Genomic DNA, 20,758 nt, shown 5'->3' on the forward strand with positions numbered 1-20,758 from the left:
GGGAAAGAACCCCTTTTTTAAAAGGCTCGCCGCCGTGCGATGCGCTTTCAGATGCGTCGAGTCGATCATGATGCGCTCGGGTCTTGGGCCCTCGCCGGAAAGTGCGGCGAAGATGCGATCGAAGACCTTAAGCCGGCTCCAACGGATGAAGCGATTGTAAAGCGTCTTGTGTGGCCCGTAGCCTTTGGGCGCGTCCTTCCATTGCAGACCGTGCTTGATGACATGGACAATACCGCTGACCACCCGTCGATCGTCGACGCGCGGCACGCCATGCGCCAGAGGAAAGAACGGCGAAATCCGCGCCATCTGGCGCGCGCTCAACAAAAACAATTCGCTCATCACAAGGCGCCTCCGAATCAGACGCCCTTGTGAATCACGCCTCTCGCTGTATCGAAAAGGCAGCACGACGACTCGGCTTGGTGGCTACCCCCCCTTCACCGGTCGCACAGCGGAAATGGCAAGCGACGAGACGGGCTTAACGAGCGCCGAGGCTCGCGCGCGTCTCGCCGAATTTGGCCCCAACCTGTTCGATGTCCGTCAACAGCAACCGTTGGTCCTGCAATTTTTTTCGCGGTTTAAGAATCCCCTGGTCATTCTGCTGCTCGTCGCCAGCGCTATTTCGGCTCTCAGGGGGAGGTCGCCAATTTTACCATCATTTCCATGATCGTGCTGTTCAGCGTCACATTCGATTTCGTTCAGGAACATCGCGCTGGAAAAGCCGCGGAGCGTTTGCGTCAGTCAGTATCGGTACGCGCCAAGCTTGTTCGCGATGGCAGACCGGTTGAGGCGCCCGTTGCCGATGTCGTCCCGGGAGATCTTGTCTTATTGTCCGCGGGCGACATGATTCCCGCTGACGGACTGGTCTTGGAAGCGCACGATTTGTTCGTCAAGCAGGCGCTGTTGACCGGCGAGCCCTATCCTGTCGAGAAGCGTCCTGGTCCCTTAACGGATTGGATGCTTCCGCTGGAGACGCTGAGTGAAGGTATCGCCGCATTGAAGCGGAAGATGAGCGCGGGGGTGGGCTCGAGAAGACTAAGAAATTCAGTGGACTTGAAGAGCTGCAGTAAAGGCACAAGGCGCTGGCCGAGAATCTGGAAGTGCTCAATCGTGATGGTCCGGGTTTCTGTCGGGACGTCAAAGCCGAGTTCGGAGAACTCGGCATATGGCTACGACGTCCATCGAAGACGCCATGATTTACTCCGAATAAAAAGGCGACCGTCAGAGCCTGCAGCTCTGACTCGACGGGCAAGCCGAGGACTGACAACAGGTGAGCCAATGGACCTCATGACTCGTATCAATAGGACGAAGACATGACCGCCTCCATGTCCTCACGTCAAAACAAAATAGGTCTTGATCACCTGGCGCTGACGGCCGGCTGGTGCACGGAAATCCGCCGTTCTTCGAAGTGGCGCCGCGGGCCGAATCAGGCCATCGCCGGCGACATTCGTCGGACTGGCTCATGCTGCTGAGAAGGTGCTGAAGATGCTCGGGCAAGAACCTGCGAGGACCTCATTCCTGGGCGCCGTAACCTCAGTGCGCGGAAGCGTGGTAGATATACGGTTTGATGAGCATTTGCCGCCAATCTACTCGTTGCTGCGGGCTGGAGATGACGAGCTAATCTTCATTGAGGTACTGGCGCAACTGGATTTGCGTCACGTGCGTGGGATAGCATTAACACCGACGCAAGGTCTCGCTCGCGGGATGGCGGTGAAGGACACGGGCGGGCCGCTAAAGGCGCCGGTCGGCAATGAAATTCTCTCGCGCATGTTCGACGTGTTTGGAAATGTGATCGACCGCGGAGCGACATTACCCGATGTCGCATGGCGTTCAGTGCATCGGGCTCCGCCGTCACTGGCGCGACGATCCACCAAGTCTGAAATCTTCGAAACGGGCATCAAGGTCATTGATGTGCTCGCGCCGTTGGAGCGCGGCGGCAAGGCCGGCTTATTCGGCGGAGCGGGCGTAGGCAAGACGGTGTTGCTCACCGAGATGATTCATAACCTCGTCAGAGAGCGCGAAGGCGTCAGTATTTTTTGCGGCATCGGCGAGCGCTGCCGCGAAGGCGAGGAACTCTATCGCGACATGACTGCAGCAGGCGTGCTGCGGAACATGGTGATGGTGTTCGGCCAAATGAACGAACCACCTGGCGCCCGTTTCCGCGTCGGCCATGCAGCGCTGACAATGGCCGAGTATTTTCGCGACGACGAGCATCGTGACGTTCTGCTGCTTGTCGATAATATTTTTCGCTTCATTCAGGCTGGCATGGAGGTGTCCGGCTTGATGGGTCAGATGCCGTCGCGCTTGGGTTATCAGCCAACCATGGGCACCGAGTTGTCGCAATTCGAAGAACGCATCGCCAATACCGATGCCGGCGCCATCACCTCAATTCAGGCGGTGTATGTGCCGGCGGACGATTTCACCGATCCCGCGGCGGTACATACCTTCTCGCATCTTTCTGCGTCCATCGTGCTGTCACGCAAGCGGGCAAGCGAAGGGCTTTATCCGGCCATCGACCCCCTACAATCCAGTTCGAAGATGGCCACGCCGGGCATCGTCGGCCCACGGCATTACGGCCTGGCCCATGAAATCCGGCGGACGCTCGCGCAATACGCGCAACTCAAGGACATCATTTCGATGCTCGGCCTTGAGCAGCTTTCGCGGGAGGACCGAAATGTGGTCGCTCGCGCCCGCCGCCTGGAACGGTTTCTTACTCAGCCGTTTTTTACGACCGAGCAGTTTACCGGCCTCAAGGGCAAACTCGTCAGCCTGGAGGAAGCACTGGACGGCTGTGAGCGAATATTGCGCGATGAATTCAAAGACTACCCGGAGAGTGCGCTCTACATGATCGGGGGGATTGGCGAAGCGAAGGCAAAATCAAAGCTTGGCCGGCATTAGCAAATGTCAAACCCGCGTCAAAATCTTAGGCCGAGGCCGACCTCAACCCTGCTGCGGCGTCGCTGGCCAAAGCTCCGCCCGAGCCGCATCCCAAGGCCAGGGCAAAGCCCCGCCAGAGGTAGAATCGCCGCCGATGCTCATGAATCTTAAGATTCTCCTGCCCTTCGAAATCTTCGCCGAGAAAACCGGCGCATCGCGCATCGTCGCGGAGACGCCCGAGGGCTCGTTCGGACTCTTGCCGCACAGACTCGATTGTGTGGCGGCCCTCACGCCGGGAATACTAACGTACGAAACCGAATTGGAAGGCGAGGTATATGTGGCCGTGGATGAAGGGGTTCTGGTCAAGACCGGCCTGGATGTGCTCGTTTCCGTGCGCAACGCCATTGCCGGACCGGACCTCGGCCAATTGCGCGAGACGGTGGAGCGGGAGTACCTACGCTTGAACGAGCAGGAGCAAAACGTGCGCACGGTATTGGCGAAAATGGAAGGCGATCTCATCCGTCGCATGGTGACTTTTCGCAGTGGCTGACGAATCCGAAAACAAGCCTTTGAGGCCGAAGCCGTCGCTCAGTCAGGAGGTCGGCGCGAAGGCGGCGCGCAAACTCAAGGCGCGGCGCAACTCCAAGCAGGGCGTCTGGTACGGCTTGGGCATGATGGGCCTGATCGGCTGGTCGGTGGCCATTCCGACGCTGCTCGGCGCGGCGCTCGGTCTATGGTTGGACAAGCGCTATCCCAGCGCCCGCTCTTGGACGCTGATGTTGCTGGTCATGGGGTTGATCATCGGCTGTTTGAACGCCTGGCATTGGGTGGCTCAGGAAGATAAGGCGATCCGGGACGAACAGGAGGATGACGATGAATGAAGTTCTGTCTCTCGCAGGGGCGATGGCGGCGGGCGTATTGCTCGGCGCCATTTTCTTTGGCGGCCTTTGGCTGACAGTTCGCAAGGGCGTTTCGTCGAAGCAGCCGGCGCTCTGGTTCTTCGGCAGCCTGGTGATGCGGATGAGCGTTGTGCTGAGTGGTTTTTACTTTGTTTCCGGCGGCCGCTGGGAGCGGCTGCTGGCTTGCCTCCTTGGATTTATCATGGCGCGCCTCGTCGTGATGCGGCTCACGCAGGCGTCGGGAGATAACCACCCCCCCGCGGCGCAAGAGGCTGACTATGCGACTTAGTTCCGATGAGATGATCTTCTGGCAACATGGGTTTCTCAAACTCAACGCCACCATCGTGTTCACATGGGGGCTGATGCTCTTGCTGGCCGTCGGTTCGAAATTCATCACGTTAAAACTTTCCACGGGTCTGGAGCGTTCTCGCTGGCAGAATCTTCTGGAAATCGTCGTCACCGGCATCGAGACGCAAATTGAAGACGTCGGCCTCCGCGACCCGAGGAAGTATCTCGGCTTTCTGGGGACGCTCTTTCTGTTCGTCGCCACCGCCAGCCTTTGCACCGTTATTCCCGGCTTCGAGCCGCCGACGGCGTCGCTCTCGACCACCGTGGCGCTGGCGCTGTGCGTGTTGGTGGCCGTGCCGTTTTTCGGCATCGAGGAGCAGGGGCTGGGAGGCTACCTCAAGTCCTACGCGGAACCGACGGTCATCATGCTGCCGTTTAACATCATCAGTGAACTTTCGCGCACGCTGGCCCTGGCGGTCCGCCTCTTCGGCAACATGATGAGCGGGACGATGATTCTCGCCATCTTGCTGACTATCACGCCCTTCATCTTTCCAATCGCCATGAGCGCGCTCGGTCTGCTCACAGGCATGGTGCAGGCCTACATCTTCAGCATACTCGCCGCGGTTTACATCGCGGCCGCCACGCGTGGCCGCAAGCCCAAGTTGGAACCCGACGCGCATAACATTGTCGCATGAATTATGACCACAAGAGGCGATACTATGGATAACGTCACGCTCATCGCAGTTGCTTCAATCGTCACCGCGGGCCTGACAATCGCCCTAGGAAGTATTGGACCTGCGCTCGGCGAAGGGCGGGCCGTCGCCACGGCATTGAGTTCGCTGGCGCAGCAGCCCGACGCCGCAACGACGATCACACGCACCTTGTTTGTGGGCCTGGCAATGGTTGAATCTGTTGCGATCTACTGTTTCGTGGTCTCGATGATTCTCATTTTCGCCAATCCTTTCTGGAATCACGTCATCGCTGAAACTGCCGGAAAGTAATTCGTGCTCATCGATTGGTTCACCGTCGGTGCGCAAGCGCTCAACTTCATCGTACTGGTGTGGTTGCTGAAGCGTTTTCTTTACAAGCCCATCCTCAACGCGATCGACTCGCGAGAGAAGCGGATCGCCACGGAACTCGCGGACGCCGACGCGAAAAAGGCCGAAGCCCAAAGGGAGCGCGATGAGTTCCAGCACAAGAACGAGGCGTTTGACCAGCAGCGCGCGGCACTCCTGAGCGAGGCGACTGAGGAGGCGAAAACCGAAACTCAGCGGCTCCTCGGCGAAGCGCGGGAGGCGGCCGACGCCTTGAGCGCTAAACGAATGGAAACGCTGAGCAACGACGTGCGTAACTTAAGTAAGGCCATCGGTCGCCGGACACAGCAAGAAGTGTTCGCCATCACGAGAAAGGCGCTGATGGATCTCGCCTCGACGAGTCTGGAGGAACGCTTGGTCGAGGTGTTCATTCGCCGGTTGGGGGAGATGGACGGCCCGGCGAAAGCCGGGCTCGCCGAGGCCCTCAAGACGACATCTTACCCCGCGCTCTTGCGCAGCGCGTTTGACCTGCCTGCGGAGCAACGTGCGGAGATCCGAAATGTGCTCGAGGAAACCTGCTCGGCTGAAATCCACATCCGGTTCGAAACCGCGCCGGAGCTGATCAGCGGGATAGAACTCACCACGAATGGACAAAAAGTCGCCTGGAGCATCGCGGATTACCTCTCGTCGCTGGAAAACGGCGTCGGCGAACTTCTGAAAGAGAAGGACAAATCTGAAGCGAAAACCGAGCTCAAATCTGAAGAATCGAAGCCTGACGCCAGGAGCCAATGAACATGGATCATCCCGAGGGCATCGAGGACGTTTTCGACAATGTGTTTGCTGGAATAAGCCAAGTGCTGGGAGCATTCACGCCGCATTTGAAGCCACGGGAAGTTGGCGCGATCACCAGCATCGCCACCGGCATCGCCAAGGTCTCTGGTCTTCCCGGCGTAGGCTATGATGAATTAGTGAAGTTTCCTGGCGATCTGCTTGGCATCGCGTTCAACGTGGACGAGGACGAACTCGGCGTCGTACTGCTCGGCGATTACTGGCATCTGCACGCTGGCGATGAAGTCGAGCGCACGGGCCGGGTCATGGATGTCGGTGTGGGCGACGGATTGCTGGGACGCGTCATCGACCCGCTCGGTCGGCCACTCGATGGCGAGGGGCCGGTGTCCGCGAGCGATCGCCTGCCTATTGAACGCCCCGCCGCGTCTATCATGGACCGCGCGCCCGTCACCGCGCCGCTCCAGACCGGACTCAAAGTCATCGACGCGCTCATCCCTATCGGGCGCGGCCAGCGCGAGTTGATTCTGGGTGACCGGCAGACGGGAAAAACCGCCATTGCGATCGACGCTATCCTCAATCAACGGGGAGAGGATGTCGTGTGCGTCTATAGTGCGATTGGCCAGCGCGCGTCCGGCGTGGCCAAGGCCGTGGCCATCTTGCGCGAGAAGGGCGCGATGGGTCATACCGTTGTTGTCGTGACCGAGGGCAATGATCCGCCCGGTCTCACTTACATCGCTCCTTACGCCGCGACCAGCATCGCGGAACATTTTATGGAAGCGGGTCGCGACGTGCTGATCGTTTACGACGACCTCACGCAACACGCCCGAGCCTATCGCGAGCTTTCCCTCCTGCTCCGTCGACCGCCGGGACGCGAAGCCTTCCCCGGCGACATTTTCTACATCCACTCGCGCCTGCTCGAACGGGCCACCCACCTGCGCAAGGAGCTCGGCGGCGGTTCACTCACTGCACTGCCCATCATCGAGACCGAAGCACAAAACATCTCCGCCTACATTCCCACCAACCTCATCTCCATTACGGACGGGCAGATCTACCTTTCGCCGTCGCTGTTCGAAATGGGCGTGCTGCCCGCGGTCGATGTCGGCAAATCCGTTTCGCGCGTCGGCGGCAAGGCGCAACTGGCTGCCTACCGCGCCGTGGCTGGCGACCTCAAGCTCGCCTACGCGCAATTCGAGGAACTCGAGACCTTTGTCCGGTTCGGCGCCCGCCTCGATGAGGCCACTCGCAAGATCATCGAGCATGGAAGGCGAATCCGCGCCTGCCTGAAACAGTCGGAATTGGCTCCGGCGCCGGTGCCCGGACAAATCGCCATCCTTCTGGCTTTAACCGCAGACCTCTTCGATCCGGTGCCGATTGACCAGATGACGGACGCCGAGCACGCCGTAAAGGAGGCTGCGGCGTCCATCCCGGAGGAGGTGTGCGCGCGACTCATCACCGCGGAAAAACTGAGCGACGAAGATCGGGCGACGATTGTCCAGATTGCCCGCAATGCGCTTGCAGGCTTTCAAACCAAGCCGGAATCAAAACCAGAAGCGAAAGCCGCCTCCATAGCTGAGACCAAAGTCGAGACGACGCCTGACCCCGAGTCCCAGCCGGATGGCCGAACGGAGGTCAAACCGAGGCCCAAGGCGGTACGGGCCGTTAAGGCGGGGGAAATGCTGGATCAGGCGTCTGCGGGTGGGGTTTCCATCCGTTGGCGGGCGGCCGCAGCCCTCGTCATTTTGGCTTTCGCTGGCGGCTGGCTCGCTGTGCATTACCTCTCTCAGACGGTCGAACCCCTTTCCGTCGTCCGCAGCCTGACCGCGAGCGGCGTCGTCGTTCCCACGACGACCGCGACAGTCGGCGCGCGCGTTTCCGGCACGATCGAGGCGGTCTATTGCGTTGCTGACATGACCGTGAAGGCGGGTCAGCTCTGCGCCAAAATCGATTCGCGCCCCTATCAAGTCGTGGTGGGTCAGGACAAGGCCAAGCTGGCGGCGGCCAAGACTCGGCTCGAAAAGGACGAAGCCGATCTCGCGCGGGCCAAAGCCGCTTTCGATCGCCATGAGGCGCTGAGGAAGCGTCGAGCCATTTCCCGGAGAGCGCTCGAACGCGCGCGCAAGGCTTACGAGCGCATGCAGAGGCAGGCGCAACGCGAAGAGGCGACGGTCGCACAGCTCGAAGCGGCCCTTAACGCCGCCGAGACGAGCTTCGGCTTTACCGACATCATTTCGCCGATTGACGGAACAGTGGTCTCGCGCAACGTCGAGATGGGCGAGACGGTGGTGGGGGGCGCTGAGACGCCGCTCTTCCTCGTCGCGGCGGATTCGACTGTCATGCAGGTCAACGCCCAACTCGCCCAGAAAGACATTGGCGAGGTCAAACTCGGCGACAAGGCCTCGCTCACGGTCCAGGCCTTGCCCAACCGTCCCTTCGCCGGTGAGGTGACGCAAATTCGTCGATCGCCGACGACTCTCCAGAACGTGGCGACCTACGACGTCGTCATCAGCGTTCCCAATCCCGATCTGTTGCTTAAGCCAGGCATGAACGCGACGATCTCCATCGGGATCGACAGACGCGATAACGTCCTCCGCGCGCCCAATAAGAGGCGGTCGTGAGCGAAACCACAGCGAGCCTGCGGCGCAAGATCAACAGTGCCGGCGATCTCCAATCCGTCGTTCGCACGATGAAAGCCCTGGCTGCCTCTAACATCGGCCAATACGAGAGAGCGGTGCACGCGCTCGGCGACTATGATCGCAGCGTAGAGCTGGGGTTGAGCATTTGTTTCCGGCGAAGCGCGCCGGCGGCGACGATGACAACAGCTATAGGACGAAGCGATAAGGGGTGCGTCGGCGTGGTCGTGTTCGGTTCGGACCAGGGACTGGTGGGCCGGTTCAACGACGTAGTGGCTGATTATGCGGTGAAGATCCTCGCCGCACGGCCTGGCAAGCCCCTGGTCTGGGCCGTCGGCGCGCGCGTGCATGCGTGCTTGGCGGAAGCTGGACTGCCGCTGAGGGGACTCTTCACCGTGCCGAATTCGGTCAAGGCCATTACCCCGCTCGTCGGGCAGATTCTTATCGAGAGCGAGACGCGCCATAGCCAGGGTGAAATCACCGAACTCCACCTCTTCCACAACCGCCCGACATCCGGAGCGGTTTATGCGCCCGTCAATCAGCGACTGCTGCCGCTGGACGAGATTTGGCGACGCACGCTTGCCGAACTTCCCTGGCCGACGGCAAACTTACCCGAGCTCATGGGCGGCGGCGCTGTAACCTTGCGGGCGCTCATCCGCGACTATCTGTTCGTCTCGCTCTTCCGGGCGTGCGCCGAATCCCTCGCGAGCGAGAACGCGAGCCGACTGGCGGCGATGCAACGCGCCGACAAAAACATCGACGAATTGCTGGAGGACCTAAACGGCGCGTTCCATCGTTTGCGCCAGAGCATGATCGACGAGGAGCTGTTCGACGTCACCTCCGGCTTTGAAGCGCAAAGCACAGAGGCGAGACGATCCGCACTGACACAGTCGCAGGCCCATGATGCGTCGCAATGGCCTGGCGTTGATCGACCTAGCAAATAACTGCGGGGATTCGTCAAACAACGTGACACCACGCGTCAGCGTTCCAGGAGGGGCCAATAAATTAACTGGGGTTGCGACGAACGTGAACGACTTGCGATGCAAGAACATGCCGACTTCACAGAGGACGGCGACGCGTTGAAAGATCACGATCGAAGGACAAATTCGGCGGTCCTCAACGGCGACTTGAGCGAGCGTTTGGCTTGGCGACCCCCAAAGCTGACATATCTCTTCGCGTGGATGTGCGAGCCAAGCCGCCCTTGCTTAGAGCCAGTTAATTTAACGCTCTCCTGAAAACTCTCAAGCGCGCGATGTACAGCCGAGCGAGTCCGGAACTCTTGCGTGCGCGCATGATGCCGTTTTAGCCGGCGTCACCCACAGAGAGTGAGGGAGACCCACCTATCCGGAAAATCCCAGCTTAAGGCATTTCGCTCTTTATCGCGAACCTCTCGCGCAGGCGCGAAGACAGGACACCTGCTCTTCCCTGCAAGGCTCCTCCGGGACTTGCGGCTTCAAGGCCTGTTCTCCCCGGCTGTAGCACGCGCGATAGTTTTTTCGACATTTCGCTTCGCAAGTTCTCTGCTCGTCCGACGCCCCTTTTTGTCCTTTCGCCTGGACGACGTACTTTGAGATGAGTTCCGCATCGCTGAAGGTCGCAATCGGTCCCGCCGCAGGCTGGGCCACCAACGACAACGGCAAAACGCAGAAGCATAAAGCGGCAAGAACGCTAAAATAACAACGGCTTTTCATCGGCGTGACTCACTTTTCGTTTTGCCCGAGAGCGAAAGCCGTCGAGCAAGCCCTTTGGTTATGGTTCCGCCTTCAACTATAGCCGGCACGCAAAATCGCCACCTGACGGCGCTAAATATTCGCCTTAATTGGGGAGCTTCGAACTCATTCTTTGCGAAGCATATGTCCGCTATTGGTTTTGGTTGTGTGAAACGCGTTTGCGGTAGCACGACGGCATCCGCCATAGCGGCTGCACGCTGAGGCGATCATTTTCGCGGAGTTTTGACATTTTCGAGTGGGTGGCGCCCCTGGGGTTTTCTCGGGCCATTCCAAGCATCTTCTGGGCCGAGGAGAGCCGCTCGAGGAAGCCGCGACTATCACTATATTGCGGCCATCAGCAGCCTGACCCCCATGATATTCAAGACGCGCGTGAGATTATAGGCGAGGAAGTGCAACGCCATCTCGCTGGCGACGTTTGGCAGCCGCTTCATCAGGAAGTGGGTTGCGCCCATGCGAGCCTTGACTCGGCAGGTTGATCTCTTCCCCCGGATGTAATTGACGCGGATCCAGAAGCGGATTGGCCGCCGAGATGTCTCGCCACCGGCTGGCGTCATGGTAGATTTTTCTGGCAATGCTGCGGAATGTGTCGCCAGCGATAACCGTATAGGAAACGGCTTGCTGGGCAGGCCGTCGCGTCCCAAGCACTTCAGTTTTCTCTGCCCGCTTTGCTGGGTTGCCGGTTGCTTCCGACGATTTCATCGCAGGCGGCGATATGGGCGTAGCCTCCACAATTGGGCGGGTCGCACGACTTCCGGATGGAATCGTCTGTCGCGCGCGCAGGTACTCGTAACGCCAGGCGAGCGCTCCAACCGAGAGAACTGCAACCGCCAAGGTGGCCAAGGTCGCAATCGGTCTCCTGTTCGCCGCGCCTGCGGCAGGCGGGAGGGGCGTTGCGCGCGCGCCGGACGATGGCTGAATATAAGCCGCTGCAGCGACATATTTTCGCTCGACCTCCTCCCTCTGACGCTTTTCGAGCACGCCGAGCCCGATCTCGGCGCCGTCTGAATCAAGAATCCGAATGTCAGGCTCTGCCTGCGCTTCGAGGAGTTTGACCAATTCCAGGGTTTCGCACGCCGATTGGGGACGGTCGATGTCCCGATCGAATCCATGAACGACAGCGTATGGCATGAAAATCCGCGCCTCATCGAGCCACGCCAAGGCCGCTGGAGCCGAGCCGACCGTCAGATAGAAACCAAAGCGAAGAAGGCAAGCGGGACACGCTCCTTTTCAGAACTTGCGCGGCGACTTCATCGCTCTATTTTGGGCTTTTTCCCAGCGAGGCGACGGCGCTACCTGCATGTCGACCGATTCTCAACAGACCGCCAACTTCGGGCCGGTGCACCCTGCCGCGCATGGCGTTCTTCGACTAATACTGGAGCTTGATGGCGAGGTCGTGCTCCGAGCGGGACCCCCACATCGGATTTTTGCACCGGGGCGCCGAGAAATTGATCGAGCACAAGACTTATCTGCAGGCGCTCCCTAATTTCGATCGCCTGGATTATGTCGCGCCAATGAACCAGGAGGCAGCGGCTCTTGAGGCCGTGAAAAGCTGACTGCCGAATCGCTTCTACGCGCAATGCCTCCGAGGCTGTTTCGGCGCCGAACTAGGCTGGTAATCGTAACAATCGGCACTGGACTGATAAACGGCTATTCTCAAGCTGGCGTGACGCTCCGCCACCGCGAGTTCCGGTGGCTCTGCATGCAATTCGTGGCTCCGGGGAGCCGCTCGGCGCCTGACAGCTCGGTTGACGCCTGTTGGGATTACAATGCCGATGATTGGCGTGAGGACGTCGTCGACGCCGTGTGTGAACTCAAGCTGAACACCGTCCGCTTTGGACGCTTCAGCGCTTTGCCACAAGTGGCGCGAAGGATCCGTCTGCGGCCAAGCGGCCGCCGATGCGCAACTATGTCTGAGGCTGGCGGTAGACCGCAACGCGCCGCGGAGGGAAAAATCAATTCGGGCTTCACCGCCCAATAGCTGCGCTGTCTTGATCGGCGCAACGCGCTATCTGCGAGTTCGTGGCGAATGTTCGGAGGCGCGTCCCTTGGCCAAAGCGTCGGCTTCGAAGTCATCGGCAAAAAGGCCGCTCGCCAAAAAACTGATTGATCTGCACCGTATTGACGGCGGCGAGAAAATCGGCGCGCCGCTCGCATTGCGCATTGATCAGACACTTACGCAAGATGCGACGGGCACGCTCGCCATGCTTTCGCTTGAGGCGATGCGCCTCGATCGGGTGAAAACGGAGGTCAGCGTCCAATATGTCGATCACAATCTCCTACAGGTCGACAATCTCAACGCTGAAGATCACATCTTCCTCGAAAGCGCCTGCCGCCGATTTGGCCTTTGGTATTCGCGGCCCGGCAACGGCATCAGCCACGTCGTACATATGGAGCGCTTCGGTCAGCCAGGGAAATCCCTGCTGGGTTCCGACAGCCACACGCCGGCCGCCGGTTCGCTTGGCATGCTGGCGATCGGCGCTGGCGGGCTCGATGTGGCGCTGGCCATGGCGGGAGAGCCCTATCTGACGGAGACGCCCGAGATATTCGGCGTCGAACTCAATGGCGCGTTACCACCCTGGGTTAGCGCGAAGGACGTAATACTCGAGATGCTGCGCCGTCACGGCGTCGCTGGCGGCGTGGGAAAAATAATTGAATATTACGGCAGCGGCCTTCGTGGCCTGACCGCGATGGACCGGCACGTTATCGCCAATATGGGCGCCGAACTCGGCGCGACGACGTCCGTCTTTCCTTCCGATGAAGCAACGCGGGAGTTTATGGCAGCGCGCGGGCGCGAAGCGCAATGGCGAGCGCTCGCGGCGGATGAAGGCTGTGAATATGATATTCACGACAGCATCAACCTGTCGGCGCTCGAGCCGCTGATTGCGCTGCCTTCCAGTCCCGGAAAGGTCGTTCCCGTCACCGAGGTTGAAGGCCGAGAGATGGGCCAAGCCTATATAGGCTCTTCCGCCAATCCGGGTTGGCGGGATTTCGCCATTTGCGCCGAAATGGTTCGAGGCAAGACGATTCCGCCAGCCGTTTCCCTCGACGTGAATCCAACGTCGCGAGAAATGCTGCAGATGCTGCTCGACGACCGACGGCTTGCGGCGCTCCTCAGCGCTGGCGCCCGCATTCATCAAACAGGGTGCAATGGCTGCATCGGGATGGGTCAGGCGCCGGCGATCGGTCGAAATTCCTTGCGCACGACGCCGCGCAATTTCCCCGGACGGTCCGGTACGAAGGAAGATTCGGTCTTTCTCTGCTCGCCAGAGACCGCGACCGCCTCGGCGCTTGCGGGCCGTATCGCTGACCCGCGCAAGATCGGCAATCCTTATCCGGAACTGGTTGAGCCCGCGCCAAGGTCCGAATTGTCGCTGATTGAGCCGCCCCCGCCGCTAGCGGAAGCGAAGCGCGTCCTTTTGGAAAAGAGCGCCAATATTCATTCGTTGCCGGACTTTGCCCCTCTCCCTGACAAGGTCGAGTTAGAGATCCTACTGAAAATGGGCGACGACGTCTCAACCGACGAAATTCTTCCCGCAGGAGCCAAGGTGCTGCCTTTCCGCTCAAATCTGCAGCGCATCTCAGATTTCGCGTTCGAACCGATTGATTCGGACTACTCACGTCACGCGCGCGCGCTTGGCGCCAAACTTGGGCACGCCGTTATCGGCGGCGAGAATTATGGTCAGGGATCGTCGCGCGAACACGCCGCCGCAGCGCCGCGCTATCTTGGCCTGCGCCTGGTGATCGCAAAGAGTTTCGCGCGCATTCACCGCCAAAATTTAATAAATTACGGCGTCCTCCCGCTGCTCTTCGCGAACAACGACGCTTATGACCGCCTGCAAATCGGCGATAAGCTGAACTGCGAAAACCTGCGCAGCAAGCTCACGAGCGGGGAGGCCATAGTCTTCACGAGCGGCAAGGGAGACGTCGAAACGGTCCACCATTGCACGCCCGATGAAATCGCTGTCATTATCGATGGCGGCGTGATTGGCCACCGACGGCGCCTTGGCCATATGCGCGAGGGGTCTGAGAGGCGCTCGGCATAGTGGATTGGTTCGATTGCCCCGCCATCGATCTCACCAACGGCGGCAGGACCGTACAAGGATAAAAAGCCTGCGACTCGAAAGGTCGCGGGCGAGCCTGTCGCTCTTGAAGGGTTGAAAGCGGCAGTGCATCCGTCCAATTAGGCGAGTCGCAGCGGCGAGGTTTCCGCACGACGGGACGAGCCTGTTCGCACGTCGGATCATCGGTCTATTTCACCGAATACGATATCAAGTGAGCCGACGATCGCAGAAACATCAGCCAGCATATGGCCACATGCGAGGCGGTCAATGGATTGCAGATTGGCGAAGGAGGGAGCTCTGATCTTGCATCTATATGGCTTGTTGCCGCCTTGGGAAACGAGATAGACCCCAAATTCTCCCTTGGGCGCTTCGACCGCGGCGTATACCTCCCCGGCCGGAACGCGGAAACCTTCAGAATAGAGCTTGAACTGCTCGATCATCGCCTCCATGGAGCGTTTCATCAGATAGCGCTTGGGCGGCGCGATCTTGTGGTCCTGGATCTGGACCGGTCCCATCCCTTCGCGAGATAGCAACTTTTCAAGGCATTGTTTCATGATGCGCACGGATTGACGCATCTCCTCCATCCGCACGCAATAGCGGTCGTAGCAGTCGCCATGCGATCCTACGGGAATGTCGAAGTCGAGCTGCCCGTAACATTCGTAGGGCTGGGACTTGCGGAGATCCCATGGCGCGCCGCAGGCGCGCACCATGACGCCGGAAAATCCGCGAGCCCAGGCTTCGTCGAGCTCAATCGCGCCAATGCCGGCATTGCGCTCCTTGAAAATGCGATTCTTCCCAAGGATGGCGTCCAGGTCGTCAACGACACGGAGGAAAGGATCACAAAACGCGAAAATATCTTCCAAAAGCTGTTGCGGTAAATCTTGATGCACACCTCCCACGCGGAAATAATTGGCGTGAAGCCTCGCGCCGGACGCCCGTTCATAGAAGCACATAAGCTTCTCTCGCTGCTCGAATCCCCATAGGTTGGGCGTGAGCGCTCCGACATCCGACGCCTGAGTCGTGACATTCAGGAGATGGGAGAGAATTCGGCCGATTTCGCAAAAAAGAACGCGAATGAGCTGAGCACGCCGGGGCGCGCCGATGTCGAGGAGCTTTTCTACGGCCAGACAAAAGGCATGCTCCTGGTTCATTGGCGCGACATAGTCCAGTCGATCGAAATACGGAAGCGCCTGAAGATAGGTCTTGTGCTCGATCAATTTCTCTGTGCCCCGGTGCAAAAATCCGATATGGGGGTCCGCTCGGACCACGACCTCCCCATCAAGCTCCAGTATTAAGCGAAGGACGCCATGCGCGGCAGGGTGCACCGGCCCGAAGTTGAGCGTGAAGCTTCGCTGCGGAACGTAGTGCGCCGTTTGTGCAGATTCGGTAGACATAGACAGGGCGTCGCGTCGCGGGATTAGTGCCCGAAAATAGGGCGGCGACGTCACCGCGCAAGTTCTGAAATGGGGCGTGTCCTGACTTGCCTTCTGCGCTTTGGTTTAACTCAGAGTCGGTTCAACCGCAGCGGTCCTTGGCGCAGCTCGACGAAGTGCGGATGTTATCGTGAAGTATGATGTCATTTTAAAGCGCGGGCGCAAAGTGTACCACTGAACCGGCTTTGATCTGCCGCTTTGATGGCGGGACAAAAGTGTAACGGTCCTGATAGGCCGACTCGATGTCTTTGAAAGGCGTGGAGAGGCTGATGGAGGACTTCCATCAACATCTCGTCGAACAGACCATCGCGGAGGCGCTGCGTTTTGGCGCAACGCGAGGGTCTGTCGCGCCGACCGTCGCCACTGGCAAATACGTTGGCTGAGCCAAGTTGGAAGGCAACTTAGTCTAGGGCAGTTAAATGCCGAACTCTACTGCCAAAGCAACGATCCCTTACGCACATCTGGTGGTTCCGCGAGGACCCTCTCTTTCTTTACGCGCCCGTCCTTTACGCGCCCGTCGTGTTCTCCGCCGTTCGACAGCCCAACCGTGAGCGACGCCCCCGGCGGCGCCTTGAACAGATCGGCCGACCAGCCTGGACAAGGGTGGCGGCCCAGGAACATTGCACGGGTGTTATGCGTTCTCGGTGCAAATGACGCCGCTAGCTTTTTGCCTCGATGCGAGACGTCCAACCCACTCCCAACAAGAGCTGAGCAGGGGATGTTGCTCGAAGGCGGCGGATGGCGGCCATACGCAAGGGAAAGTGCAAATGGCTACTGCAGCAAATCGGAACACCAACTTGATATCGAGCCAGCATATCGATAGCGCGGCCGTTTACGATACGGGCGGTAAAGAAATCGGCAAAATCGACCATCTCATGATTGATATGGTGTCGGGCCGAGTTCTTTACGCGGTCGTCAACTTCTGCGGCTTCATGTGCCTGCATCCGGGTCATCATCCATTGCCTTGGACATCGCTGAAATACGACGGAGACCGTCGAGGATACGTGACGGATGTGAGTCAGGACTTGGTCGAGAGCGCGCCGGACTACACCGACGAAAGCTGGATGGATCGTGAGTGGGAGACGCGCGTGCATCAGCATTATAGCGCTCGGCCTTATTGGCAAGAAATCGGCGGGTCAACCGCCGCAACGAGGTGAGCAAAGAGAGCGGTCAAAAGGCCTCGGATTATCGCAGCGTCTTCTTCCCGAGAAGTTGCTGCAACTCGCGGATTTGTTCTTGCTGGGCGCGGAACGCCGAAGCAGCCACGACCTCTTCCTCGGCTTGCGGCGCCGCCAGCGCGCCTTGCGCGGCCAGCCGACGCCAGGTGAAGAGCTGGTTGGGCGAAATCTCGGCCACGGTCCAGCGCGGGGGATGTCCCGTTCGCTGTTGAAAAGCGCGAAGCGGCTGCTGCGTGACGAATCTTATGCGGCCGCGGCGGTTTGAACAAGATGCGTCCGCTGACGCGGCCTTTGCGTTTCGCTGCACGAGAGCGGCTCGGAGAGCTTCCAGATGCTTGTGCGCCTTCAATCGCCGGAAGCCTTTCCTTGCTTCCTGCATGGCGGCGGCGGCCCACGAGGCCGAGCGGGTGTTTGTCGCCGTTCGCGTCGACGCCGATCGCCGCGACGAGGATCATGTCCTCGTCCATGTGAATGCCGTCGATCTGGATCGCCAGCAGATCGAGATCATCGAGTCTGCTTCGCAGGGCCATCGATGGCGAGCGCGAATATTTGACGTTTCGGCAGACGCGCCGCACCGTGCTCATGACATTCTCGACGATGTTCACGACGGAAAACGCGACGACCGTGCAGGCGCTCATCGACAATCTATCGACGTCGAGTCCGCGAACGCGCGGGCGCTCGATCTCGACCTTGCCGCCGTGGAAGCCGATCTTGCCTCTCGTCCTCCCCCAGCGATGCGCCTTGCGCCGTTCGCCCCGCTCGTGACGCTCGCCGCAGACCGCCGCCGCATCCTGCTCCATCATCTCGTTCGGCGTCTCGACCCCGGCGGCAAGGCAAAACCGCTCGAAGCTCGCCGACACGCTCGCCAGCGCTCGGCTTTCAGCGCATGCGTGGGAATCGCCTTCGATGTGGTATGTTCCTTCATGGCGTTGCTTTCCTTTCGTGGTATCAGCACCCCGAGCCTAACGGCTCAAGGCGAGCAACGCCGCTCCTCCATTTTCAACTTTCTCCGGGACATCCCCCCAGCGCGGCCGGCGGATTTTTGGCCCATCTAACTGCAACTGGGCGAATAACCATCCGCCCCACATTTGGAAGATGCGGGGAGATTCCTCGAGGTATGCCAACTTCGAAACTTACATCGAAGCTCCTGCTCGCGGACTGAGAGGAAGCGTGATGAATCCACTCCTCTCCCTTGCAGTTGCGCTATTCCTTGTTGATGCGCCGTGCGCCTTCGCTTGCGAGCCGCTTCCACAAATCGATGACGCGTGGCTTCGCCCATTCGAAGAGGGCCTTACCCCATCTCCATGCGAGGCGCCCTGCTGCTTTCGCTAACTCGATCGCTCGGTCGAACCACGGCAAAAACGGGCTGTCCGGCGGGATTTTCGCGCGCATCCAGCCGACCGAATTGCTGACGATCTGCGAAACCGCGCGCCACAATACGCCCCACGGGTCTTCAACTGGCGCATCCTTCATCGCGTCGCGAAAACGGGAAAATTCCGCAGAGATCTCGGCTCTCTTCCGGCGCTCTTCGTCGAGCTGGCGCGAAAGTTCAGTGACGTGCGTGGCCTCTTGCTCCGCGCGATGCTCGCTCGCCTCGGCCCTTTTGGCATTTTCCTGTGCGTCCAGCTGATCAGCGGCGATTTCTCGGACCGACTCGTCGACTTGAAACGCCATGGCCTCGTATTTCGAAAGCAGGTTGTCGCGCTGCTCCGTCACATCGCGCAGGAGGGCGAGCAGTTCTTCGCGGACCAGGTTTTCGAGGCCAACGTCCGTGGGGGCCTTTTGGATTCGATTGTCCGACAACTTCACCTCCCAAGCAACTCTTTAGCCAGTTACACCCAGCAACTTGTGCGAAGGCTAGCCACCGCGACCATTGTTAGGTAATGCGGCCGAGCTTGCTGTCCAACCATAGCGCTTTGATGTGAATTTTCCTTTGACGCCAAACGTGGACTTCAGTGCACGAACGCCAAAATTCTTCGCGGCAGTTGAAGCGAGCCACGCCGATCGCCAGCCGCGCGTTCAATTCTGAGCGAGGCCCAGGATCGAAACCTTGGCCGTGGTGATCTCGGTCGGCCAAAGGACCTCCGTGAGACCGGTCGCGGCGGCCACGCGCTGGCCCTTCGCCGTCGCGAAAGTGATGACGCCGCCGCCGACCGCGCCGCCGATCTTCCTGCCCCAGAGCTTGCGGCCCGTATCCGCGTCGAGCGCATAGAAATTGCCGCCCATATCGCCGAAGAAAACGACGCCGCCCGCCGTCGGCGCCACGCCGCTCTGCACGGGATAGTTGGTCTTGGCCCGCCAGCGCCATCGACCGTTGTCCGCATCGACCGCATAGAGCCAGCCCGCCCATTGAAACACCGGATCGGCTTTGCCCCACATGTTGAAGGGATTGATGGAGTCCTCTCCGGACCAGGGCGTGAAATTCGCCGCGCCCTCGACCTTTCGGTTAGGTTCGACTCTGACAGTCGTGCACCATTGAACCTCGCCGACTAGAACAAGATTGTTCTGCGGGTCGTAGGCTGGTCCGTTCCATTCGGCGCCGCCCACCGAACCGGGACAAAAATGCACGCTTTTGTCGGCTGAGAATGCGACGTCAGCATTCTCGATCCTCGTCACCGGGACGCGATAGAGCCGCTCTTTCGTCTCGAGGTCGAAGCCGTAGAGATGGCCGTCCTTGGGCGCGACCAGCATCATGCGCCGACCCGACGCGGTCGCGACCAGCGCCGGCGCGCTGGAGACGTCCCAATCGTGCCAGTCCTTGGGCAGCAGCTTGAAATGCGCGCGATAGGCTCCGGTCTTCGCGTCGAGCACGATCACCGAATTCGAGTAGAGATTTTCGCCGCCCCGCAGCATCACGTCAAAGTCCGGCGCAGGATTGCCGCCCGGCACATAGAGCAGCCCTGTTTGCGGATCGAGCGTATAGGACGTCCAGGTCGCGCCGCCTGAGATCGGCGAATCGGCGGCCATTTTCCAGCTCGACGCATCGAGCGGCGTTTCGCCCTGAGGGCCGCGGGTCGGATCGCCGGGCTGTTTGGGGACGAGATAGAACTCCCAGACGATCCGCCCGGTCGCTGCATCGAGCGCATACATGCGGCCCTTCACGCCTTTGAAGTCGCCGCCCGCATTGCCGATGAAGACGAGGCCGTTCCAGGCGATCGGCGCGGCGGGCGCGCTCTCGCTCTTCTCGGGGTCGGCGATGGCGGTCTCCCACAGGCGTTCGCCGGTCTTGAAATCATAGGCGAGCACGCGCCCGTCCTGTGTGCCCCGGAATACGCGCCCGTCGAGATAGGCGACGCCGCGGTTAACTCCTTGAGGCGTCGCCGGCGTATAGCTCTCATGCTTGCGCCAGATTTCACGGCAGGTCGTCGGGTCGATGGAAAATGTGTCGTATTCGGTTGCAAAGAGCAGCGCCCCGTCCACCAGGAGGAGACCCGAGTTGAAGCCGGTGTATTGGCCCGTGTCATAGGTGCAGAGCACTTTGAGCTGGCCCGCGTTCTCGCGGTTAATCTCGTTTAAGGAGGAGAAGCGGTCGGAAGTGAGCGTCTTGTTGTAGCTTGGCCAGAGACCGTCATCCGGCGGAAGAGAGCGGGCGGGGCCTGTGTTCGCGGCGTCAAAACCCTCTGCGGTTTCGACCGTCAGCTCGCCCCGGGGCGCGTTGAGGTAGCGCACATAGTTTATTCCCATCGCCGCGATCGGAACGAAGGCGTTCCAATTCGCGACAATCGTCCCCGCGACCGCAATGCTGACGGCGGCTGTGACGCCAATCGCGATTTTTGCCGCTTTGTTCATGAACGACCTCCTCTCGCCCGGACAACCTCGGCTTGCAAAATCGTCCTTGGTCA

At 59.9% G+C, this 20,758-nt stretch carries 20 protein-coding genes and 2 pseudogenes; 16 read left to right on the forward strand and 6 right to left on the reverse strand.

The features are described 5' to 3' along the window. On the reverse strand, positions 1 to 339 hold a 339-nt coding region (locus tag ACR65T_RS06105), incomplete at its 3' end, for a transposase (protein ID WP_434495646.1). Between the two features lie 115 nt (positions 340 to 454). Here ACR65T_RS06105 and ACR65T_RS06110 point away from each other — a divergent pair. The 11 genes from ACR65T_RS06110 to ACR65T_RS06160 all read left to right on the forward strand — a co-directional run bounded on the left by ACR65T_RS06110 (position 455) and on the right by ACR65T_RS06160 (position 9,458). Beyond that, positions 455 to 664, forward strand: coding sequence for a cation-transporting P-type ATPase (locus tag ACR65T_RS06110; RefSeq protein ID WP_434495647.1), 210 nt, complete (start codon positions 455 to 457; stop codon positions 662 to 664). Continuing rightward, on the forward strand, positions 661 to 1,314 hold the full coding sequence (locus tag ACR65T_RS06115; protein WP_434495648.1) for a hypothetical protein: 654 nt from the start codon (positions 661 to 663) through the stop codon (positions 1,312 to 1,314). The genes ACR65T_RS06110 and ACR65T_RS06115 overlap by 4 nt, the downstream gene beginning before the upstream one ends. Before the next feature lie 168 nt (positions 1,315 to 1,482). Beyond that, the gene (gene atpD, locus ACR65T_RS06120; RefSeq protein WP_434495725.1) at positions 1,483 to 2,895 is read left to right on the forward strand and encodes a F0F1 ATP synthase subunit beta; all 1,413 of its coding nucleotides are present in this window, start codon (positions 1,483 to 1,485) and stop codon (positions 2,893 to 2,895) included. Between the two features lie 133 nt (positions 2,896 to 3,028). Beyond that, positions 3,029 to 3,424, forward strand: a complete 396-nt coding sequence (locus ACR65T_RS06125) for a F0F1 ATP synthase subunit epsilon (protein WP_434495649.1) — start codon at positions 3,029 to 3,031, stop codon at positions 3,422 to 3,424. After that, complete coding sequence (locus tag ACR65T_RS06130) at positions 3,417 to 3,755, forward strand: AtpZ/AtpI family protein (protein ID WP_434495650.1); 339 nt, start codon at positions 3,417 to 3,419, stop codon at positions 3,753 to 3,755. The genes ACR65T_RS06125 and ACR65T_RS06130 overlap by 8 nt, the downstream gene beginning before the upstream one ends. Beyond that, positions 3,748 to 4,062: an N-ATPase subunit AtpR gene (locus ACR65T_RS06135; RefSeq protein WP_434495651.1), complete on the forward strand. Its 315-nt coding sequence runs from the start codon at positions 3,748 to 3,750 to the stop codon at positions 4,060 to 4,062. Before ACR65T_RS06130 ends, ACR65T_RS06135 begins: the two co-directional genes overlap by 8 nt. Beyond that, positions 4,052 to 4,756, forward strand: coding sequence for a F0F1 ATP synthase subunit A (locus tag ACR65T_RS06140; protein WP_434495652.1), 705 nt, complete (start codon positions 4,052 to 4,054; stop codon positions 4,754 to 4,756). The genes ACR65T_RS06135 and ACR65T_RS06140 overlap by 11 nt, the downstream gene beginning before the upstream one ends. Before the next feature lie 24 nt (positions 4,757 to 4,780). Beyond that, entirely contained in the window at positions 4,781 to 5,062 is a 282-nt protein-coding gene (locus ACR65T_RS06145) for a F0F1 ATP synthase subunit C (protein WP_434495653.1), read from the forward strand. Positions 5,063 to 5,065: 3 nt separating this feature from the next. Further along, positions 5,066 to 5,887, forward strand: coding sequence for a F0F1 ATP synthase subunit delta (locus ACR65T_RS06150; protein ID WP_434495654.1), 822 nt, complete (start codon positions 5,066 to 5,068; stop codon positions 5,885 to 5,887). Positions 5,888 to 5,889: 2 nt separating this feature from the next. Further along, on the forward strand, positions 5,890 to 8,499 hold the full coding sequence (locus tag ACR65T_RS06155; protein ID WP_434495655.1) for an alternate F1F0 ATPase, F1 subunit alpha: 2,610 nt from the start codon (positions 5,890 to 5,892) through the stop codon (positions 8,497 to 8,499). Then, on the forward strand, positions 8,496 to 9,458 hold the full coding sequence (locus ACR65T_RS06160) for a F0F1 ATP synthase subunit gamma (protein ID WP_434495656.1): 963 nt from the start codon (positions 8,496 to 8,498) through the stop codon (positions 9,456 to 9,458). Before ACR65T_RS06155 ends, ACR65T_RS06160 begins: the two co-directional genes overlap by 4 nt. Positions 9,459 to 10,619: 1,161 nt before the next feature. Here ACR65T_RS06160 and ACR65T_RS06165 read toward each other — a convergent pair. Beyond that, positions 10,620 to 11,402, reverse strand: coding sequence for a LysM peptidoglycan-binding domain-containing protein (locus tag ACR65T_RS06165; RefSeq protein WP_434495730.1), 783 nt, complete (start codon positions 11,400 to 11,402; stop codon positions 10,620 to 10,622). 139 nt (positions 11,403 to 11,541) lie between these two features. Here ACR65T_RS06165 and ACR65T_RS06170 point away from each other — a divergent pair. Together ACR65T_RS06170 and ACR65T_RS06175 are read left to right on the forward strand one after the other, a co-directional pair. Then, positions 11,542 to 11,791: pseudogene (locus tag ACR65T_RS06170) on the forward strand (NADH-quinone oxidoreductase subunit D); the annotation flags it as partial. A 498-nt stretch (positions 11,792 to 12,289) separates the two neighbouring features. After that, positions 12,290 to 14,287: an aconitate hydratase gene (locus ACR65T_RS06175; protein ID WP_434495657.1), complete on the forward strand. Its 1,998-nt coding sequence runs from the start codon at positions 12,290 to 12,292 to the stop codon at positions 14,285 to 14,287. Between the two features lie 197 nt (positions 14,288 to 14,484). Here the strand turns inward: ACR65T_RS06175 and ACR65T_RS06180 are convergent, their stop codons facing one another. After that, positions 14,485 to 15,699: an NADH-quinone oxidoreductase subunit D gene (locus ACR65T_RS06180; RefSeq protein ID WP_434495726.1), complete on the reverse strand. Its 1,215-nt coding sequence runs from the start codon at positions 15,697 to 15,699 to the stop codon at positions 14,485 to 14,487. A gap of 281 nt (positions 15,700 to 15,980) precedes the next feature. Here ACR65T_RS06180 and ACR65T_RS06185 point away from each other — a divergent pair, with 281 nt between their 5' ends. Beyond that, complete coding sequence (locus ACR65T_RS06185; RefSeq protein WP_434495658.1) at positions 15,981 to 16,121, forward strand: hypothetical protein; 141 nt, start codon at positions 15,981 to 15,983, stop codon at positions 16,119 to 16,121. A 384-nt stretch (positions 16,122 to 16,505) separates the two neighbouring features. Further along, on the forward strand, positions 16,506 to 16,895 hold the full coding sequence (locus tag ACR65T_RS06190; RefSeq protein ID WP_434495659.1) for a PRC-barrel domain-containing protein: 390 nt from the start codon (positions 16,506 to 16,508) through the stop codon (positions 16,893 to 16,895). Between the two features lie 34 nt (positions 16,896 to 16,929). Here ACR65T_RS06190 and ACR65T_RS06195 read toward each other — a convergent pair. Further along, positions 16,930 to 17,085, reverse strand: a pseudogene (locus ACR65T_RS06195) (transposase); the annotation flags it as partial. Positions 17,086 to 17,293: 208 nt separating this feature from the next. Between ACR65T_RS06195 and ACR65T_RS06200 the strand changes: the two are divergent. Beyond that, positions 17,294 to 17,971, forward strand: a complete 678-nt coding sequence (locus ACR65T_RS06200) for a hypothetical protein (protein ID WP_434495660.1) — start codon at positions 17,294 to 17,296, stop codon at positions 17,969 to 17,971. A gap of 148 nt (positions 17,972 to 18,119) precedes the next feature. Here the strand turns inward: ACR65T_RS06200 and ACR65T_RS06205 are convergent, their stop codons facing one another. Beyond that, the gene (locus tag ACR65T_RS06205) at positions 18,120 to 18,719 is read right to left on the reverse strand and encodes a hypothetical protein (protein ID WP_434495661.1); all 600 of its coding nucleotides are present in this window, start codon (positions 18,717 to 18,719) and stop codon (positions 18,120 to 18,122) included. A gap of 216 nt (positions 18,720 to 18,935) precedes the next feature. Further along, positions 18,936 to 20,705, reverse strand: coding sequence for a pyrroloquinoline quinone-dependent dehydrogenase (locus tag ACR65T_RS06210; protein WP_434495662.1), 1,770 nt, complete (start codon positions 20,703 to 20,705; stop codon positions 18,936 to 18,938). Positions 20,706 to 20,758: the final 53 nt, after the last annotated feature.

Source organism: Methylocystis sp. (genome assembly GCF_051061285.1).
GTDB lineage: Bacteria > Pseudomonadota > Alphaproteobacteria > Rhizobiales > Beijerinckiaceae > Methylocystis.

Bases quoted from the DNA above. Each gene is read 5' to 3' on its own strand.
- ACR65T_RS06110 (WP_434495647.1), top strand. From the start codon at position 455: ATGGCAAGCGACGAGACGGGCTTAACGAGCGCCGAGGCTCGCGCGCGT.
- ACR65T_RS06115 (WP_434495648.1), top strand. From the start codon at position 661: ATGATCGTGCTGTTCAGCGTCACATTCGATTTCGTTCAGGAACATCGC.
- atpD (WP_434495725.1), top strand. From the start codon at position 1,483: ATGCTCGGGCAAGAACCTGCGAGGACCTCATTCCTGGGCGCCGTAACC.
- ACR65T_RS06125 (WP_434495649.1), top strand. From the start codon at position 3,029: ATGCTCATGAATCTTAAGATTCTCCTGCCCTTCGAAATCTTCGCCGAG.
- ACR65T_RS06135 (WP_434495651.1), top strand. From the start codon at position 3,748: ATGAATGAAGTTCTGTCTCTCGCAGGGGCGATGGCGGCGGGCGTATTG.
- ACR65T_RS06140 (WP_434495652.1), top strand. From the start codon at position 4,052: ATGCGACTTAGTTCCGATGAGATGATCTTCTGGCAACATGGGTTTCTC.
- ACR65T_RS06145 (WP_434495653.1), top strand. From the start codon at position 4,781: ATGGATAACGTCACGCTCATCGCAGTTGCTTCAATCGTCACCGCGGGC.
- ACR65T_RS06155 (WP_434495655.1), top strand. From the start codon at position 5,890: ATGGATCATCCCGAGGGCATCGAGGACGTTTTCGACAATGTGTTTGCT.
- ACR65T_RS06180 (WP_434495726.1), bottom strand. From the start codon at position 15,699: ATGTCTACCGAATCTGCACAAACGGCGCACTACGTTCCGCAGCGAAGC.
- ACR65T_RS06185 (WP_434495658.1), top strand. From the start codon at position 15,981: ATGTCTTTGAAAGGCGTGGAGAGGCTGATGGAGGACTTCCATCAACAT.
- ACR65T_RS06190 (WP_434495659.1), top strand. From the start codon at position 16,506: ATGGCTACTGCAGCAAATCGGAACACCAACTTGATATCGAGCCAGCAT.
- ACR65T_RS06200 (WP_434495660.1), top strand. From the start codon at position 17,294: ATGGCGGCGGCGGCCCACGAGGCCGAGCGGGTGTTTGTCGCCGTTCGC.
- ACR65T_RS06210 (WP_434495662.1), bottom strand. From the start codon at position 20,705: ATGAACAAAGCGGCAAAAATCGCGATTGGCGTCACAGCCGCCGTCAGC.